Source organism: Amycolatopsis sp. NPDC004772 (assembly GCF_053601215.1).
In genome coordinates, this window is the sequence record NZ_JBSGBK010000005.1 from 60,885 (window position 1) to 78,454 (window position 17,570).

General features: G+C 72.4%; 16 protein-coding genes. 5 read left to right on the top strand and 11 right to left on the bottom strand.

The window, feature by feature from the left end; all coding sequences use genetic code 11:
• Positions 1 to 90: 90 nt before the first annotated feature.
• The 3 genes from ACWEF6_RS04890 to ACWEF6_RS04900 are packed head-to-tail and all read left to right on the top strand — an operon-like array spanning position 91 to position 2,345.
• The gene (locus tag ACWEF6_RS04890; RefSeq protein WP_449681693.1) at positions 91 to 1,659 is read left to right on the top strand and encodes an HD domain-containing phosphohydrolase; all 1,569 of its coding nucleotides are present in this window, start codon (positions 91 to 93) and stop codon (positions 1,657 to 1,659) included.
• A 9-nt stretch (positions 1,660 to 1,668) separates the two neighbouring features.
• A complete protein-coding gene (locus ACWEF6_RS04895; RefSeq protein WP_449681694.1) occupies positions 1,669 to 2,115 on the top strand; it encodes a nuclear transport factor 2 family protein in 447 nt (148 codons plus the stop codon).
• The gene (locus ACWEF6_RS04900) at positions 2,067 to 2,345 is read left to right on the top strand and encodes a DUF4242 domain-containing protein (RefSeq protein WP_449681695.1); all 279 of its coding nucleotides are present in this window, start codon (positions 2,067 to 2,069) and stop codon (positions 2,343 to 2,345) included. Before ACWEF6_RS04895 ends, ACWEF6_RS04900 begins: the two co-directional genes overlap by 49 nt.
• Before the next feature lie 396 nt (positions 2,346 to 2,741).
• On the opposite strand, the gene mobA is transcribed toward ACWEF6_RS04900, so the two are convergent.
• Both mobA and ACWEF6_RS04910 read right to left on the bottom strand, forming a co-directional pair.
• The gene (mobA, locus tag ACWEF6_RS04905; protein WP_449681696.1) at positions 2,742 to 3,293 is read right to left on the bottom strand and encodes a molybdenum cofactor guanylyltransferase; all 552 of its coding nucleotides are present in this window, start codon (positions 3,291 to 3,293) and stop codon (positions 2,742 to 2,744) included.
• 9 nt (positions 3,294 to 3,302) lie between these two features.
• On the bottom strand, positions 3,303 to 4,016 hold the full coding sequence (locus tag ACWEF6_RS04910) for a class I SAM-dependent methyltransferase (RefSeq protein ID WP_449681697.1): 714 nt from the start codon (positions 4,014 to 4,016) through the stop codon (positions 3,303 to 3,305).
• A 61-nt stretch (positions 4,017 to 4,077) separates the two neighbouring features.
• On the opposite strand from ACWEF6_RS04910, the gene ACWEF6_RS04915 reads away from it, so the two are divergent.
• Positions 4,078 to 4,476 carry a DUF1801 domain-containing protein gene (locus ACWEF6_RS04915; RefSeq protein WP_310972995.1) on the top strand — a complete coding sequence of 133 codons (399 nt, stop codon included), beginning with the start codon at positions 4,078 to 4,080 and terminating at the stop codon, positions 4,474 to 4,476.
• Between the two features lie 5 nt (positions 4,477 to 4,481).
• Here ACWEF6_RS04915 and ACWEF6_RS04920 read toward each other — a convergent pair whose 3' ends face one another.
• Entirely contained in the window at positions 4,482 to 5,795 is a 1,314-nt protein-coding gene (locus ACWEF6_RS04920; protein WP_449681698.1) for an NlpC/P60 family protein, read from the bottom strand.
• A 343-nt stretch (positions 5,796 to 6,138) separates the two neighbouring features.
• On the opposite strand from ACWEF6_RS04920, the gene ACWEF6_RS04925 reads away from it, so the two are divergent.
• Positions 6,139 to 8,952 carry an aconitate hydratase gene (locus tag ACWEF6_RS04925; RefSeq protein ID WP_449681699.1) on the top strand — a complete coding sequence of 938 codons (2,814 nt, stop codon included), beginning with the start codon at positions 6,139 to 6,141 and terminating at the stop codon, positions 8,950 to 8,952.
• 51 nt (positions 8,953 to 9,003) lie between these two features.
• Here the strand turns inward: ACWEF6_RS04925 and ACWEF6_RS04930 are convergent, their stop codons facing one another.
• From ACWEF6_RS04930 to ACWEF6_RS04965, 8 genes are all read right to left on the bottom strand, one after another.
• The gene (locus ACWEF6_RS04930) at positions 9,004 to 9,708 is read right to left on the bottom strand and encodes an MgtC/SapB family protein (protein WP_449675305.1); all 705 of its coding nucleotides are present in this window, start codon (positions 9,706 to 9,708) and stop codon (positions 9,004 to 9,006) included.
• Between the two features lie 207 nt (positions 9,709 to 9,915).
• Entirely contained in the window at positions 9,916 to 11,520 is a 1,605-nt protein-coding gene (locus tag ACWEF6_RS04935) for an alpha/beta hydrolase (protein ID WP_449681799.1), read from the bottom strand.
• Between the two features lie 142 nt (positions 11,521 to 11,662).
• Positions 11,663 to 12,085 (bottom strand): nitroreductase family deazaflavin-dependent oxidoreductase, encoded by a 423-nt coding sequence (locus ACWEF6_RS04940; RefSeq protein WP_449681800.1) that lies wholly within the window; start codon positions 12,083 to 12,085, stop codon positions 11,663 to 11,665.
• Between the two features lie 46 nt (positions 12,086 to 12,131).
• Positions 12,132 to 13,109, bottom strand: a complete 978-nt coding sequence (gene egtD / locus ACWEF6_RS04945) for an L-histidine N(alpha)-methyltransferase (RefSeq protein WP_449681700.1) — start codon at positions 13,107 to 13,109, stop codon at positions 12,132 to 12,134.
• On the bottom strand, positions 13,106 to 13,861 hold the full coding sequence (gene egtC / locus ACWEF6_RS04950) for an ergothioneine biosynthesis protein EgtC (protein ID WP_449681701.1): 756 nt from the start codon (positions 13,859 to 13,861) through the stop codon (positions 13,106 to 13,108). The genes egtD and egtC overlap by 4 nt, the downstream gene beginning before the upstream one ends.
• 4 nt (positions 13,862 to 13,865) lie before the next feature.
• Positions 13,866 to 15,203 carry an ergothioneine biosynthesis protein EgtB gene (gene egtB / locus ACWEF6_RS04955; protein WP_449681702.1) on the bottom strand — a complete coding sequence of 446 codons (1,338 nt, stop codon included), beginning with the start codon at positions 15,201 to 15,203 and terminating at the stop codon, positions 13,866 to 13,868.
• Positions 15,200 to 16,462, bottom strand: coding sequence for a glutamate-cysteine ligase family protein (locus ACWEF6_RS04960; protein WP_449681703.1), 1,263 nt, complete (start codon positions 16,460 to 16,462; stop codon positions 15,200 to 15,202). The genes egtB and ACWEF6_RS04960 overlap by 4 nt, the downstream gene beginning before the upstream one ends.
• Positions 16,463 to 16,584: 122 nt before the next feature.
• A complete protein-coding gene (locus tag ACWEF6_RS04965) occupies positions 16,585 to 17,511 on the bottom strand; it encodes a LysR family transcriptional regulator (RefSeq protein ID WP_310973003.1) in 927 nt (308 codons plus the stop codon).
• Positions 17,512 to 17,570 lie beyond the last annotated feature (59 nt).

A 17,570-nucleotide genomic window follows, 5' to 3' on the forward strand; every position in this document is an offset into this window, starting at 1 on the left:
CCCACGATCAGCCAACACGGTCAGCGGTGTGGCACCTGTGAAGCACTCCTCCGACCTGACAGCGCCCCCGCGCTGAGCGAGGATGCGGGGGTGACCCGTGTCCGGCTCGCCGAGCTCGTCGCCACCCTGTCGCTGGTGGCCGACCTCGGCATGGGCCGCCCCATGGAGCGCGTCCTGCGCCAGACGGTGATCACGCTGCGGCTGGCCGACGCGGCCGGCGTCGAGCACGGGATCCGGGCCGCGGCCTACTACACGTCGCTGCTGACCTGGATCGGCTGCGCGGCCGACACGAGCGAGCTGGCCGAGCTGTTCGGGGACGAGACGCAGCTCTACGCCGACAGCCACGACGGCGACCTGGCCGGGGTCACGATGGCGATGTTCGTCGCGCGCCACCTCGGCGCGGGCAGCTCGCGGCTGCGGCGGGCCGGGCTGGTCGGCCGGTTCCTGGCCACGGCCGGGAAGTCGGTGCAGCGCGTGATGCAGGAGCACTGCCAGGGCGCCAGCGAGCTCGCGGACCGGCTGCGGCTCGGCGACGACGTCTGCCGCCCGCTGCTGCAGGCCTTCGAGCGCTGGGACGGCCGCGGGGTGCCCGGGCAGGCCGGCGGCGACGAGCTCGCCCTGGCCATGCGGCTGGTCCAGCTGGCCGACAACGTCGAGGCGTTCCACCACACCGCCGGCGTCGAGGGCGCGCTCGCGGTCGCTCGCGAACGCCGGGGCACGCAGTTCGACCCGCGGCTCGTGGACTGCTTCGTCGAACACCACGCCGCGGTGCTGGCCGGCCTCGAGGAGATCCGGGCCTGGGACGAGGTGATCGCGCTCGACCCGCGGCTCGGCGAGCAGCTCCCCGACGACGAGCTCGACCAGGCCCTGCAGGCGTTCGCCGACTTCGCCGACCTCAAGTCGCCGCACCGGCTCGGGCACTCCCGCGGCGTCGCGGAGCTCGCGGCGGCCGCGGCCACCCGGCTGGGCCTGGCCCCGGACGACGTCCTGGTGGTCCGCCGGGCGGGCTGGGTGCACGACATCGGGATGATCGGCGTGCCGAGCGCGGTGTGGAACGCGCCGAAGCCGTGGTCGCTGTCCCAGCGCGAGCGGGCCCGGACCCACCCGTACCTCACCGAACGCATGCTGGCCCGGGTGCCGGCGCTGGCCTCGGTGGCCCGGTGCGCGGCCCAGCACCACGAACGCCTCGACGGCTCGGGCTATCCCCACGCCCTTTCCGGCGACGGCCTGGCGATGCCTTCGCGGGTTCTCGCGGCGGCGGACGTCTACCACGCGCTGGGTGAGCCCCGTCCCCACCGAGCGGCGCTGCCGCCCGCCGAGGCCGCGGAGGTCCTGGCCGGGGAAGCCCGCGCAGGACGTCTCGACGGCCAGGCGGTCGACGCCGTACTGGCCGCGGCCGGGCGGCGGGTGCGCCGGACGCTGCCGGGCCGGTCCGGGCTGACGTCCCGGGAGACGGAGGTCCTGGTCCAGCTGGCGCGGGGACTGTCCAACGCCGAGATCGCGACGGCGCTGACCGTCTCGCGCAAGACCGTGTCGACGCACCTGGAACACATCTACGCGAAGCTCGGCGTCTCGACGCGGACACAGGCGGCGCTGTTCGCGATGCGGAACGGGCTTATCGGGTGGATGCCCGATCCGCCGGGCCGCCGTCGCCCGTAGAACGAGGGCATGACCACCCCCCAGACGGCGCCCAGGACCTTCCTCGACGGCCTGGCCGCCCAGGACTTCACCCGGCTGGCCGCCGCCTTCGCCGGTGACGCCCAGCTGAGCGCACTGGTCCCGCGAGGGCTGCGGGAGGCCCACGGAGCGGACGGGATCCGGGCGACGTTCACGCGCTGGTTCGGCGACACGCTCGCCTTCGAGCTGCTCTCGTCGGGCGCCTCGGAGATCGGCCCGCGCCTGCACCTGCACTGGCGCGCCCGGCTCCGCGCGGCGCGCCTCGGCGACGGCTGGTTCGTGGTCGAGCAGCAGGCGTTCGCCGACACGGGAGCCGACGGACGCATCACCCGGATGAGCCTGCTCTGTTCCGGCTACTGCCCGGACGGGCACCGAGAGAGGAGAACGCCATGGCCCGCTACCTCATCGAGCGCGAGATCCCCGGCGCCGGCCGCATGACGGCGGACGAGCTGCAGGCGATTTCGGCCAAGTCCAACCAGGTCCTGGACGGGATGGCCGGACGGGCCCAGTGGGTGCACAGCTACGTGACCGGCAACGCGATCACGTGCGTGTACCTGGCGGAGAACGAGGACGCGGTCCGGGAGCACGCGGACTGCGGAGGCTTCCCGGTGACGACGATCCGCGAGGTGGCGTCGGTGATCGACCCGGCCACCGGCGAGTCGGCCTGACGCAACGAGCGGGAGCGGGCCGGGGAGCGGTGCTCTCTGACGAGAGCACCGCTCTCGAACCAGAGCGGCGCACCATCCACCACCGAGAGCACTGCTCTCGAACCGGAGCAGCGCACTGCCCACCACCGAGAGCACCGCTCACACACCAGAGCAGCGCACCATCCACCACCGAGAGCACTGCTCTCGAATCGGAGCAGCGCACTGCTCACAACCGAGAGCACCGCTCACACACCGGACCAGCGCACCATCCACCACCGAGAGCACCGCTCTCGAACCGGAGCAGCGCACCGCCCACAACCGAGAGCACCGCTCACACACCGGACCAGCGCACCGCCCACCACCGAGAGCACCGCTCTCGAACCGGAGCAGCGCACCGCTCACAACCGAGAGCACCGCTCACCCCGCGCCGTGCCGCTCGAGGTCCTCCGGGGTGTCGATGTCGTCCGCTTCGCCCCGTTCCGCCGGGACCTCCGCCACCGCCAACCCGCCCAGGACCCGGCGCAGGGCCGCGTTTTCCGCCTGCTCCGGCACCGCCGCCCGCAGGGCCGCAAGCCGCCACGCGCCCAGGAGCCACTGGCGCTGGCCCGCCGCGTCCACCAGGACCGCTCCTTCGGTGTCGCCGATCGACGACACCAGCCTGTCCACAGTGGACCGGCGGACGCCCGGCAGGTCGGCGGCCAGCAGTACCACCGCCTCGACGTCGTCCGGGACGAAGACCAGGCCCGCCGCCAGCGCGGCCACCGGTCCGGTGCCCGGCACCGGCTCGCGGGTCCACACCACGTCGAAACCGGGCCGCCGGGGGCCGACCGCGATCACCCTCTCGGCGCCGTCGAGGGCGTGGATCGCGCGGGCCAGCAACGGTTTGCCGCCCACCGTCAGCGCCGGCTTGTCCACACCGGACAGCCGGCGGGCCGCCCCACCGGCCACCACGATCCCCGCGTAGCGCACCGGGGCACCCTAGCGGCCGAGCACGAGGTAGGTGAAGCCCAGCACGCCGCGGTACTCCCGGACGTACTCCCGCAACCGCCGGTCGAGCCACGCCCGCACCTCCGGAGCACGCGGGTCGGCCGGGTGCGCCGCCAGCCACTCGGCCCAGCCGGCCCGGGACGTCGACTCGAAGTCGTCCCATTCCAGCTGGTCGGCGGTGCTGAAGTGCAGCACGCGCCAGCCGGCGCCGTCCGCCGCGTCGAGCAGTTCCGGCAGGGTCAGCAGGTCGGGGCCGAAGATCTCGCGGGCCGCCGGGCCGGGCGGAGCCGCCCAGAAGCCGTCGCCGTATAGCAGCCGGCCCGACGGCCGCACCACCCGGGCGAGCGCTTCCAGGGCGGCCTTCGTCGAGCCGAAGATGTGGGCCGCGCCGATGCAGAACGCGCGTTCCACCGGGACGTCCCAGGTCGCGGCGTCCGACGCGGTGAACTCCGCCGCCAGACCCCGCTGCGCGGCCGCCGCCCGGCCCCGCGCCAGCCCCGTCTCGTCGGTGTCGACGCCGGTCCCGCGCAGGCCCGGGGCACGGTCGAGCGCCCGCAGCAGCAGCTCGCCCCAGCCGCAGCCGAGGTCGACGAGGTGCCCGCCATCCAGGGCCATCCGGTCGAGCAGCAGCTCCGCGTGCAGTTCGGACAGGGGCGTGTTCCAGCGCATCCGGGTGCGCCGCAGCGCGTTCAGTTCGTCGTCCACCCGGCGATCCTGGAGCCCCGACGGCGACCCCGTCGACCGGGTTTTCGCGCATACTCGCCCCATGACCTACGTCGTCGAGCCCCGCGTGGACGCCTACATCGACGCCCTGCCCGGCTGGCAGCAGGCGATCTGCCGGGAGGTCCGGGAGCTGGTGCACGCCGCCGACCCCGAGGTCGTCGAGACGATCAAGCGCACCCGGCAGCCCTACTTCGTGCTCGAGGGCAACATCTGCGCCCTGCTGGCGGCGAAGGACCACGTCAACGTGTTCGTCTACGACGGCGGCATCGTCCCCGACCCGGACGGCATCATCACCGCCGGGCACGGCAACAAGACCGCGCGGACGGTCGCCTTCCGCGAGGGCGAGCGGATCAACGCCCCGGCTCTGACGGCGATGTTCCGCCAGATCATCGCCAACAACCGCGCGGGCGGCTGGCGCAAGCTCAAGGCCGCCGGCGGCTAGCCGAGCTAGCCGATCAGCCGGGTCGCGTACGGCATGATCCCGCCGTAGCGCACCGGGGCGACCCGCACCCGCAGGCCGGACTGCGGTGCCTCGACCATCTGCCCGCCGCCGAGGTAGAGCGCCACGTGGTGGATGCCGCCCGGGCCGCCCCAGAACAGCAGGTCGCCGCGGCGCATCTGGGACAGCGGTACCTGGCGGCCCGACGAGTACTGGTAGCCGCTGTAGTGCGGCAGCGCGCGGACCCCGGCGAACGCGTAGATCATCAGGCCGGAGCAGTCGAAGCCGATCTTGTTGTAGTCGCCGTAGCGGTCGGCCACCCCGCCGTCGCGGATGCCGCGGGTCGGGCCGCTCGCGTTGCCGCCGCCCCACGCGTACGGCATGCCGAGCTTCGACATCGCCCGCGCGATCACCGCCTCGATCGACGAGCCGGCCGGGCCCGACGGCGCCGGGCGGCCCGCGGGACGGCCGCCGCCCCCGGACGCGGCGAGCGCGGCCTGACGAGCGCGTTCTTCGTCCTCGCGCTGCTTCTGGGCGAGCCAGTCCTGGTACCGCTGCCGCTGCCCCTGCAGGCCGCTGACCTTGGCCTGGGCGGCGTAGAGCTGCTGCTCGACGTCGGTTTTGTTCTTCTCCAGCTGGGCGTTTTGCGCGGCCTGACCGTCCTGGGCCTGCTCGGCGGTGGTCTGCGCCGCGTCGGCGCTGCTCTTCGCCCGGCGCGCCGCGTCCTGCTTCTGCTGGGCGATCTCGGCGGCCTTGCGGGCGGCGGCGTCCTTGTTGGCCTTCTCGGTCTGCGCCTGCTGGAGCCGGTCGAGGGCGTTGAGCCGGTTGCCGCCGACGGCGTCGAGCAGCTGCGCGCGGGCCAGCATGTCCTTGGGGCTGTCCGCGCTCAGGTACGCCGAGAGCGAGCCGACCGTGCTGCCCTGCTGGAAGCTCGCCGCGGCGAACGTCCTGAGGTCGGCCCGGGCCTGCTCGATCGCCGCCGAGGCCGCGTCCGCCTCGGTGCGCGCGGCCTTCGCGTCGTTCTCCGCCCGCGCCGCGTCGTCCTGCGCGGCCTGCAGGTCGACCAGGGCCTTGTTGGCCTGCTCCTGCTTGAGCTCGACGTCGTCCTGCAGCTGCGTCAGCTTCTGCTCGGCCTGGGCCAGCTGGTTGGTCAGCCGGCCGACCTCACCGGCCTTGGCGTTCGCTTCGGCCTTGCCGGCCTGGATCTCGGAGTCGCTGGGGTTGGGCGGTGGCGGGGGCGCCGCGAGGCCCGTGCCGCCGGCCCCGAGCAGGATCACCAGCGTGAGCGCGCTCACGCTGAGTCCCCGGCGGCCGCGCGGCACCCTCGGATCACGGCACCGTCCAAACAAGACCGCCACCTCCGCTCACCAGCGCACACCGCGTGTCACTGCAGTCACACCACTATCACAAGCATCAGCGGAAACTTACACAACGTAGGCACCAATTCCCCTCATTGAGGGACCCACGAATCAGATGGCGCAGCCCACACCGCGTGTCGTCTTGTCCGTTAAACAGGACACGCGTACTGTTTGAAGCACCGCGAGGTGTGGCATCCCGAATCCGGTCCTACGGTGGGGGTGCGCAAGACTCGCCACCACCGAACCGACCGAACTGACCCGGGACGTGCGCCGCACCGGCGCGGTGTCCCCGCCACTGGAGTTAGACGTGACCTCACCCGCCAGCAAGGACAGCTTCGGCGCCAAAGACACGCTGAAGGTCGGCGACGCCTCGTACGAGGTGTTCCGCCTGAACAAGGTCGAGGGCGCCGAGCGCCTGCCCTACAGCCTGAAGATCCTGCTCGAGAACCTGCTGCGCACCGAGGACGGCGCGAACATCACCGCCGACCACATCCGCGCGCTCGGCTCGTGGGACCCGAACGCCGACCCGTCGATCGAGATCCAGTTCACGCCGGCCCGCGTGATCATGCAGGACTTCACCGGCGTCCCCTGCGTGGTCGACCTGGCGACCATGCGCGAGGCGGTCACCGACCTCGGCGGCGACCCCGACAAGGTCAACCCGCTCGCCCCGGCCGAGCTGGTCATCGACCACTCGGTCATCATCGACGTCTTCGGCCGCGCCGACGCCTTCGAGCGCAACGTCGAGATCGAGTACGAGCGCAACCGCGAGCGCTATCAGTTCCTGCGCTGGGGCCAGGGCGCCTTCGACGAGTTCAAGGTCGTCCCGCCGGGCACCGGCATCGTGCACCAGGTCAACATCGAACACCTCGCCCGCACGGTCATGAGCCGCAACGGCCAGGCCTACCCCGACTCCTGCGTCGGCACCGACTCGCACACCACCATGGTCAACGGCCTGGGCGTGCTGGGCTGGGGCGTCGGCGGCATCGAGGCCGAGGCGGCCATGCTGGGCCAGCCGGTGTCGATGCTCATCCCGCGTGTCGTCGGCTTCAAGCTGACCGGCGAGATCCCGGCCGGCGTCACCGCCACCGACGTCGTGCTCACCATCACCGAGATGCTGCGCCGCCACGGCGTGGTCGGCAAGTTCGTCGAGTTCTACGGCGAGAGCGTCGCCGAGGTGCCGCTGGCCAACCGCGCCACCATCGGCAACATGAGCCCGGAGTTCGGCTCCACCGCGGCGATCTTCCCGATCGACGACGAGACCGTCCGCTACCTCAAGCTGACCGGCCGCTCGGCCGAGCAGGTCGCGCTGGTCGAGGCCTACGCCAAGGAGCAGGGCCTCTGGCACGACCCGTCGCGCGAGGCCGCCTACTCCGAGTACCTGGAGCTGGACCTGTCGACGGTCGTCCCGTCGATCGCCGGCCCGAAGCGCCCGCAGGACCGCATCGAGCTGTCCGACGCGAAGTCCTCGTTCCGCAAGTCGATCCACGACTACGTGGACGGCGAGGACTCCACGCCGCACACCAAGATGGACGAGGCTTCGGAGGAGTCCTTCCCGGCCAGTGACGCCCCGTCGTTGTCGTTCGCCGAGGACGACGCCGCGCCGGTGACCAGCTCCGCCGCGAACGGCGCGTCCGGCCGCCCGAGCAAGCCGGTCAAGGTCAGCTCCGCCGACCGCGGCGAGTTCGTCCTCGACCACGGCGCCGTGGTGATCGCCTCGATCACCTCGTGCACCAACACCTCGAACCCGTCGGTCATGCTCGGCGCCGCGCTGCTCGCCCGCAACGCCGTCGAAAAGGGCCTCGCGGTCAAGCCGTGGGTGAAGACGTCGATGGCGCCGGGCTCGCAGGTCGTCACCGACTACTACACCAAGGCCAACCTGTGGCCGTACCTGGAGAAGCTGGGCTACCACCTGGTCGGCTACGGCTGCACCACCTGCATCGGCAACTCCGGCCCGCTCTCGGACGAGATCTCCGCGGCCATCCAGGAGAACGACCTCACCGCGGTCTCGGTGCTCTCGGGCAACCGGAACTTCGAAGGCCGGATCAACCCCGACGTGAAGATGAACTACCTCGCGTCGCCGCCGCTGGTCATCGCCTACGCGCTGGCCGGCACGATGGACTTCGACTTCGCGAACCAGCCGCTGGGCCAGGACACCGACGGCAACGACGTCTTCCTCAAGGACATCTGGCCGACGGCCAAGGAGATCCAGGAGACCATCGACCACGCGATCACGCAGGAGATGTTCACCAAGGACTACGCGGACGTCTTCGACGGCGGCGAGCGCTGGAAGTCGCTGCCCACCCCGGAGGGCAAGACCTTCGAGTGGGACGCCGAGTCCACCTACGTCCGGAAGCCCCCGTACTTCGAGGGCATGACGCCGGAGCCGGCCCCGGTCACCGACATCACCGGCGCGCGCGTGCTGGCGAAGCTGGGCGACTCGGTCACCACCGACCACATCTCCCCCGCCGGCGCGATCAAGCCGGGCACCCCGGCCGCGCAGTACCTGACCGAGCACGGCGTGGAGAAGAAGGACTTCAACTCCTACGGCTCGCGGCGCGGCAACCACGAGGTGATGATCCGCGGCACGTTCGCGAACATCCGGCTGCGCAACCAGCTCCTCGACGACGTCCAGGGCGGCTACACCCGCGACTTCACGCAGGAAGGCGCCCCGCAGGCGTTCATCTACGACGCGGCCCAGAACTACGCGGCGGCGGGCACCCCGCTGGTCGTGCTGGGCGGCAAGGAGTACGGCTCGGGCTCGTCGCGCGACTGGGCGGCCAAGGGCACGTCGCTGCTGGGTGTCCGCGCGGTGATCACCGAGTCGTTCGAGCGCATCCACCGGTCCAACCTGATCGGCATGGGCGTCATCCCGCTGCAGTTCCCGGCGGGCGAGTCGGCTTCGTCGCTCGGCCTGGACGGCACGGAGACGTTCGACATCGCGGGCATCACGGCGCTGAACGAGGGCTCGACCCCGCGCACGGTGCACGTCACGGCCACCAAGGCGGACGGCACCAAGGTCGAGTTCGACGCGGTCGTCCGCATCGACACCCCGGGTGAGGCGGACTACTACCGCAACGGCGGCATCCTGCAGTACGTGCTGCGGAAGATGACGCAGGCGTAAGGGTTTTGCGGTTCAGGGCCTCCCCGCTCGCTCGAGCGGGGAGGCCCTTTTTCATGCGGGCACGGCTTCCCAGCGCACGCTCGACACCGACGGCTCCAGCGACAACCGCGAGACCGCCGCCTCCATCTGGGCGTCGTCGCGCTGGTCGCCGACCAGCTCGGCGCGGACTTCCACGGTGCGGTCGTCCCGGTCCGTACTCAGCACCGACAGCAACCGGAAGTCGGTGCGCGTCAAGGACTGCACGAGCAACGCCCGTACGTGCGCTTCCGTCGCATCGCGCGTGACGGCCTGGAACGCGTACCTCGTCGGCGTCTCGTCGCCGGCGTCCGGGCGGCGGTCGACGACGCGGCCCAGCGGGCGCAGCACCACGTTCACCCCGACCACGACGGCCGTCCCGGCCGCCGCGACGACGTACAGCCCGGCTCCGGCCAGCGCGCCCACCGCCGCGGAGCACCAGAGCGTGGCGGCCGTGTTGAGGCCGCGGACGTTGAGGCCGTCACGCAGGATCACTCCGGCGCCGAGGAACCCGATACCCGAAACGATCTGCGCCGCGACCCGGGTCGGGTCGGCGTCGCCGCTCGAGGCCAGGCCGCCGAAGCCGTGGGCGGACAGCAGCACGAACAAGGTGGCACCCACCGCGACCAGGGCGTTGGTGCGCAGCCCGGCCATCCGGGCGCGGAACTGGCGCTCGACCCCGATGACGGCACCCAGGCCGACACCGGCGCCCACGCGCAGCAGCATGTCGAAAATGGTCATGATCCGGCTCTTTTCCGGCGTGCGCGCACTGCCGGACAGGGGGCGGCCGGAAGCTAGCCCCGCCGGAAACCTCCGGTGAGCGCGCGCCCGGCCGTCCGGGGACTGTCCGCTGGCATGTGCCGCTCACCTCGCTTCCCGTGTTCGTCGATGATCAACCCAGCCAGGGTAGCCGGTCCCGCGGCCCGGGGAAGGGCCGCGGGACCGGGCTCACACTCCGAAGGGCTGGACGTTCGGCTGGAACACCTGCCCGTTCGCCGGCACCTTCAGGTCGGTCAGGTAGTCGGCCACGGCCTGGTCGACACCGAGGGAGTCGCCCAGGATGCAGTGGCCGAACGCGTCGACCGACAGCAGCCGGGAGTTGCCGAGCTCGGCCGCCATCCGCTGGGCGAACTTGTACCGCGTGGCCGGGTCGTAGTAGTTGCCGACCACGACCACCGGGACGTCGGTCTTGGCGCGCCACGGACCCCGGTAGGCGTCCGGCTTCTTCGCCGGCCACACCGGGCAGGCCGCGGTGTCCGAGAACGCCTGCGACCGGCCGAAGGTCCGCGACTCGCGCTCCCACTTCGCGGCGATGTCGGGCACCTGCTCCTGCCTGATCCGGAACGGCTTGTCGGCGCAGTTGACGGCGAAGTAGGAGTCGTCGCCGGTGTAGGGGCTGTCCGGCCTCAGGTCGGCCAGGCCCCGGTGCCCGAGGGCGGGTGCCGTCAGCGGCCGGGGCCGCAGCGACTGCGTCTGCGCCTGCGCGGACGGGTGGATCGCGGTGTAGTGCGTCTGCAGCCAGTCGGCCAGGGCGGCGAACGCACCCGGGCTGTAGAGGACACCGCCCACGGTGCCGGTGAACTCGCTGATGTCGAGCGGGTCGGAGCCGGGAAGCGTGATCGGCTGCTTGCGGAGGTACTCCCGCAGCTCGTCGAACTTCGCCCGCGGGTTGCCGTCGCTGAAGGCGCACTTCGGGCCGACCTGGTCGCAGCGCTTGAGGAAGGCGTCCAGCGCGATCTCGAAGCCCTGCGCGCGTTCCCGGTCGTACTGCACGCCGTCGCTGGTGCGCAGGGCCGGATCGACGTTGCCGTCGATCACGATCGCGCGCGACTGCTTCGGGAACATCGCCGCGTACGTCGAGCCGATCAGCGTGCCGTAGGAGAAGCCGACGTAGTTCAGCTTCCGGTCGCCGACGGCGGCGCGCAGCGTGTCGAGGTCGCGGACGACGTCCTTGGTGGACATGTGGTCGAGCAGCGAACCGGCGTTGTTCTTGCAGAACCGGCCGTAGTCGCGGTAACTGGCCAGGGTGCCCGAGATTTCGGCGCGCGAAATCGGCACGCCGATCTGGGCGGCGAAGACCTCGTCGGCGTCTTCCTGGGTGGTGAAGCAGCGCAGCGGGTTGCTCGCGCCGACCCCGCGCGGGTCGAAGCCGATCAGGTCGAACCGGTCGAGAACCTGCGGCCGGAAGATCGCCTGGCCGGCGATCGGCATGGTCAGGCCCGGGCCACCGGGACCGCCGGGGTTGAGGAACAGCGACCCGACGCGCTGGCCGGGAGTGCGCGCGGCGCGCTTGAGCAGCGCGATGTCGATGGTGCCCAGCGAAGCGTTGTCGTGGTCGATGGGGACGCGGTAGCGGGCGCAACTGTAGAACTTGACCTGGTCGGCGGGCACGCCGGCGAGGACGTCGCCGGCGCAGGTGCCCCAGGCGACGGCCGGGGTCGCGCCGACGGCGGCGGGCTTGACGACCGAGTCTTCCGCCGCGGCGGCGGTCCCGGCCGGCCCGGCCAGCCCCACGCCGGCCACGAGCGCCCCCACCAGCGCGAACGACCGCACCCGGCCCTGTGTGGATCTCGGCAAGATGGTTCCTCCCTGGGTCGCACACTTCGCCGCGAGGTCACGACGTCACGGCGCGTTACCCGGGAGAGACTGGCACAAACCGGTGAATCCCGGCACCGGCCGAACGGATGGTCAGAACCTATCGAGCCACCCTCGCCAGCACGAAAACCGGCAACGTCCGGGCCGCCTCACGCTGCTCCATCGCATAACCCGGCCAAAAGGCGAGCAGCTCCGCCCACATCCGCTCGTACTCGTCACCGGCCAGCTCCCGCGCCACGACGTCGACCGGCTTGCCCGCCAGGGCCACCGTGCACTTCGGGTTCGCCCGCAGGTTGTGCGCCCAGGCCGGGTCGTGCGGGCGGCCCCAGTTCGAGGCCGTCAGCACGAAACCGTCGCCGCGGGGGTAGTAGAGCAGGTTGGTGCTGCGGGGCAGCCCGCTCTTGCGGCCCGTTGTCGTCAGGCGCAGGGACGGCAGCCCGGCGAGCGCCACGAGGCTCACCCGGCCGCCGAATGCCTTGTGCAGTTTCCGGTCCGCCCACACGACGAACCGGGCCATGCGCATCAGCCACGGTTTCGTGCCGGCGGCCCGCGCCAGCGCGCGGAGAGGATTAGCCACGCACGGATTTTGCCAGGCTCACCCCGAACCGCTGCTGGGAGTCGGTCCACCAGTGCTCGAGGGCGAACCCGGCCGCGGCCAGCTCCTCCTCGACGCCGCGCGGGCGGAACTTCGCCGAGATCTCCGTCCGGACGTGCTCACCCTCGGCGAAGCGCACCGTCAGGTCCGCCCCCGGGATCTCAACGGTCAGCGCCCGCCGGGCCCGCAGGCGCATCTCGATCCACTCGTTTTCCGCGTCCCAGTGGGAGACGTGCTCGAACTCGTCGACGTCGAAGTTCGCGCCGAGCCGCGCGTTGATCACCCGCAGCACGTTCTTGTCGAACTCCGCCGTGACGCCGGCCGCGTCGTCGTAGGCGCGTTCGAGGATCCGGGGATCCTTGACGAGGTCGGTGCCGAGCAGCAGCCACTCCCCCTCGTCCAGGACCTCCCGGACCGACCGGAGGAAGGTCGCGCGTTCGGCGGGCAGGAAGTTGCCGATCGTGCCGCCGAGGAAGGCGACCACCCGCGGCTGGCCGTCCGGCAGCAGGTCGAGGTGCTGGGTGAAGTCGCCGACGACCCCGCGCACCGCCAGCTCCGGGTAGTCCTTCGAGATCGCCTCGGCGGCCTCGGCCAGCGCGGATTCGGACACGTCCAGGGGGACGAACGCCTCCAGGGTGCCGTGGCCGGTGAGCGCGTCGAGCAGCAGGCGGGTCTTCTCGCTCGATCCCGAGCCGAGTTCGACGAGCGTGTGCGCGCCGGTCAGCTCGGCGACGTCGCCGGCGTGCGCGGCCAGCACCTCGCGCTCGCTGCGGGTCGGGTAGTACTCCGGCAGCTGGGTGATCTTCTCGAACAGCTCGCTGCCGTCGGCGTCGTAGAACCACTTGGGCGGCAGCCACTTCTGCGCCGCGGTGAGCCCGGCGACGACGTCCGCGCGCAGTTCCGCGGTGACGGCGTCGCCGGAGCGGTGGTGGTCGAGATCGACTTCGGTCATGACAGCTCCTGGGTCAGGGGAAGCAGGTCGACGCCGGCTGCGGTGGCGCGCACGGCGTGGTGGTCGGGGACTGCCCGCCAGCGCGGGTCGCCGTCGAGGGGTTCGGACGCCAGCCACACTCCGGCCGGGGTCTCCAGCACGGACAGCGCGTGCGTCCAGGTCGTGCCGATCAGCGTGGTGCCGTCGGTGAGCAGGAAGTTCAGCCGGGAGCCGGGCGCGGCCGCTTCGACGGCGAGGGTCAGTTCCGCCACCGCGGTCAGCGGGTCCGCGCCCGTGGCGAGCCGGGCGCGCAGCAGCGCCCAGAGCACCACCGAGTCCGTCGGCGCCTCCAGGGTCAGCAGTTCGGTGACCGGCAGGGTCTTCGCCAGTTCCGCGAGCGAATCCGGGTAGCCGCGCACGACGCCGTTGTGGCTGAACAGCCACGGCCCGGCGGTGAACGGCGCCGCGGCCGCCTCGGTCACCGGCAGGCCGGTGGTGCCGTTGCGGACCGCGGCGACGAACGCGCCCGAAGCGACCGCCGCGGCCAGCGGCGGCAGCGTCTCGTCCGTCCACAGTGGAGTCGAACGCCGGTGGCGCAGCGGCGGCGAGCCCGGGCCGGGGTACCACCCCAGCCCGAACCCGTCGGCGTTGACCGAGCCGCCGCCGCGCATGTCCGCCGGCGCGTACGACTGCACCAGCAGGGAATGCGGGGCGTGGAAGAGCGCCTCGGCGGGCGAAAGCGGCTCGCCGAGGTAGCCGATGTGGCGGCACATGCGCCTACCCCACCTCGCCGGGGGCCGCGTCGCGGGCGGTGCGGAAGCCGGCGAAGATCTGCCGCCGGATCGGGTAGTCCCAGTTGCGGAACGTGCCCCGGATGGCCGCCGAGTCGGTGCCGAACGACCCGCCGCGCAGCACCTTGTACTCGGGTCCGAAGAAGACCTCCGAGTACTCCCGGTACGGGAAGGCGGAGAACCCCGGGTAGCCGTGGAAATCGGTCGACGTCCACTCCCAGACGTCGCCGATCAGCTGGTGCACGCCGGTCGGCGACGCGCCGGCCGGGTACGCCCCCGCCGGCGCCGGGCGCAGGTGCCGCTGGCCGAGGTTGGCGTGCTCGGCCGCCGGTTCGTCGTCGCCCCAGGGGAACCGGCGCGACCGGCCGGTGGCCGGGTCGAACCGCGCCGCCTTCTCCCACTCCGCCTCGGTCGGCAGCCGCCGCCCGGCCCAGGCCGCGTACGCCTCGGCCTCGTGGTAGGAGACGTGCACGACCGGCTCGTCGGCCGGCAGCCGCTCGTACACGCCGAAGCGGGTCCGCCACCAGCCGTCCTGCTCCCGCTTCCAGAACCGCGGCGCGGTGATGGAGTTTTCGGTCCGGTAGGCCCAGCCGGCCTCGCTCCACCACCGCCGGTCGTCGTAGCCGCCGCCGTCGAGGAAGTCGGCGTAGGCACCACAGGTCACCGGCACCGTGTCCATCCAGAACGCCTCGACGGCGACCTCGTGCGCCGGACGCTCGTTGTCCAGGGCCCACGGCTCGGCCGACGTGCCCATCGTGAAGGCCCCGCCCGGGACCAGCACCTCGGCCGGCAGCGTGCCCGACCGCGCGGGGGGCGGCTCCGGCGCGTGCAGCACCGGATCGCCCTTGCGGAGCTGGTGGGTGGCCAGCATCGTCTCGTCGTGCTGCTGCTCGTGCTGGGTGATCATGCCGAACGCGAACGCCTGCTCGGTCAGCCGCCGGCCGTCCATCGGCGCGTGCTCCAGCACGTCGAAGGCCTTCTCGCGGACCTGTTTGACGTACGCGCGCGCCTCGGCCGGGCCGAGCAGCGGCAGCTCCGGCCGGTCGGCGCGGGCGTGCTGGAAGGCGTCGTAGATGTCGTCGATGTCCGGGCGCAGCGGTTCCCGGCCGCCGACGTCGCGGACCAGCCACAGCTCCTCCTGGACGCCGATGTGCGCCAGGTCCCAGACCAGCGGCGACATCAGCTTCGAATGCTGGCGGACGAGGTCTTCGTCGTCGACCGCGTCGGTCAGCGCGACACTGCGCGCCCGCGCCCGGGTCAGCGCCTCCGCCGCCCGCGCGCGCAGGTCCTGCGCGCTCAGTTCGCCCAGTGCTTCCGTGCTCATGCTTCGCTCCTCGATCGGTCCGCGCGCCCCAGCACGCTCTCGCTGATCCCGGTGATCGACTCCTCCGCCAGCCCGGTCACGCCCAGCTCGGCGCAGCCGAGGCCGGCCAGCGCCGCCGCGGCGGCCGCCAGGTCCGGGTCGGCCAAGCCGCGCCGCGCCGCCGTGGTCCACCGGCCGTCGACCGGCGCGCAGATTTCGCGCACCTTCTCGACGGTGGCGGGCCGGGCGAGCAGCGCCGACACCAGGGCGACCGGGGCCAGCCACTCGTCCGGCGGTTGCGCGTCGAGGTACCGGATCTCCAGGTACCCCTGCGGACGGACCGGTGTGAACATGGTCGTGAGGTGGTAGTCGAGATCGGCCACCGTCGGCCGCGGCAGCAGCGCCGCCGCGCCCCGGCCGTCGATCCAGTCGGCGAACGTCAGCCCCTCGGGCGCGTCCCACGGCCGGTCGCCGCGGGGCAGCACCATCAGGGGGACGTCCATCAGGCGCTCCGCCCACGCGCCGGCCGGGTCGTCGCCCGCCACGGCGGCCGTGCGCGTGCGCACCGCTTCCGTGTCGTGCACCGCCAGCCAGCGGGCGGAGGCGTGTCCCGTGTCCCGTCCGGCGTGGACGCGGGAGTTGGCGAAGAGGGCGAGCAGCGGCGGGCCCATCGCGTGCGCGGCCGCCCACCGCGCCGCGTAGTGCTCGGGCTCCCCCGCATCGAGGCAGATCTGCAGGCCGGCGGTGCTGCACATCATGGTGAGGCCGCCGGGACCGATCGGCGCGAACCGGCGCTCCATGGCCGCGTACCGCGGGGTGTGGAGGAGCCGGCGGGGCGCGCGGTGGGCGTCGATGCCCGTTTCGCCCAGGACGAGGTCGTGCCGGGCGAGGCTGTCGCGCAGGTGGTGGAGGTCGGCCGTGACGACTGCGTCGAGCTCGCGCAGCGAGGCCTGGGGAAGGGCGGAAATCTCGACCTGGCACCCGGGTTCGAGGCTCACGGGCGAGCCGGCCGGGAGTGGTGCGGCGGGACTGCCGGGGCGGAGCGTCCGCGGGGTGTGCGGGCCCAGCGCCGCGGCGAGGACGTCGGGATCGAGGGGTCTGGCCGGGTCGTCGGCATGGTGCACGGTGAACTCCAGCTCCACGCCGGTCAGGCGCGGTGGTCCGTGCTTGAAGCACACCGATGCGACGTACGCCTCGCCGGCCGCGCGATCCGCCAGGACCCGCGCGGTGCGGTTCGACGCACTACCCGACTTCTCGGGGAAATCGTGCACCGCTGTCATGTCCGTTCCTGTTCCGTGGGTGGGGGAACTTCTCGCCTTCGGACGCTACACGCGGGGTACGACAAATTCAGGGCGGATCCTGCGGGCCGGGAGGTGTTCACCACCCTGTAAGAAGTCCCTGATCAGGGCAAAGCCGGTTCGGTGCCGAGTCCGAGCTCGGCCGCGGAGGCCCGCACCGCGTCGATCACGAGGTGCAGCGCGGGCCGCCGGAACGCGGTGCGCCGGTAGGCGATCGACACCGTCCGCAGCAGCGGCGTGGTGAGCGTGACGACGTCGATCCCGGGCGGCCGCAGCAGGCGCAGCCCCAGGTCGGACACGAGGGTGATGCCGAGCCCGGCCCCCACCATCGCCATCGCCGTCGACTGTTCTTCGACCTCGTGGTTGATCTTCGGCGAGAAGCCGTGCCGCTGGCAGGCGGTGCGCATCGCACGCCCGAAGTGCGACTTGGCGCCGGCCAGGATCCACGGGTGTTCGGCCAGCTCGTCCAGGGCCGCCGATCCGGACGGCACGGCGCCCCGCGGCACCGCGGCGTGCAGCCGTTCGACGGCGACGACCGCGCGTTCCAGCCCGGCGTCCCACGGCGTCGGCGCGTCGGAGTAGTCGATCACGAAGGAGAGGTCAAGGCTGCCGTCCCGGACCGCCTCGGCGGTGTCCTCCGGGGCCAGTTCGCGGGTGCGCACCTCGATGCCGGGGTGTGCGCCCGCCAAGGCGGTCAGGGCCGTGGGCAGCAGGCCGGAGGCCACCGACGCCCACACCCCCGCGGTCAGCCGGACCGTGCGGGCGTCCTGGGCCTCCTCCAGGGCGAGGGTCGCCCGCTCGACCGAGCCGAGGATCTCCTCGGCGTGCTCGGTGAGCAGGGTGCCGAGTTCGGTCAGCTGGACGCGCCGGCCGAGCCGTTCGAACAGCTTCGCCCCCACGTCCCGCTCGAGCTGTGCAAGCTGCTGCGACACCGCCGAAGCGGTGTAGTGCAGGGCCGCGGCCGCCGCCGTGACCGTGCCCCGGCGGTGCAGCTCGCGCAGCATCCGCAAGCGGTGCAACGAAAGCTCCATACACAAAACTTAAACGAGATCGTGCAGCAGCGTTAAATGGACGGGCGGGCCACCGGGGG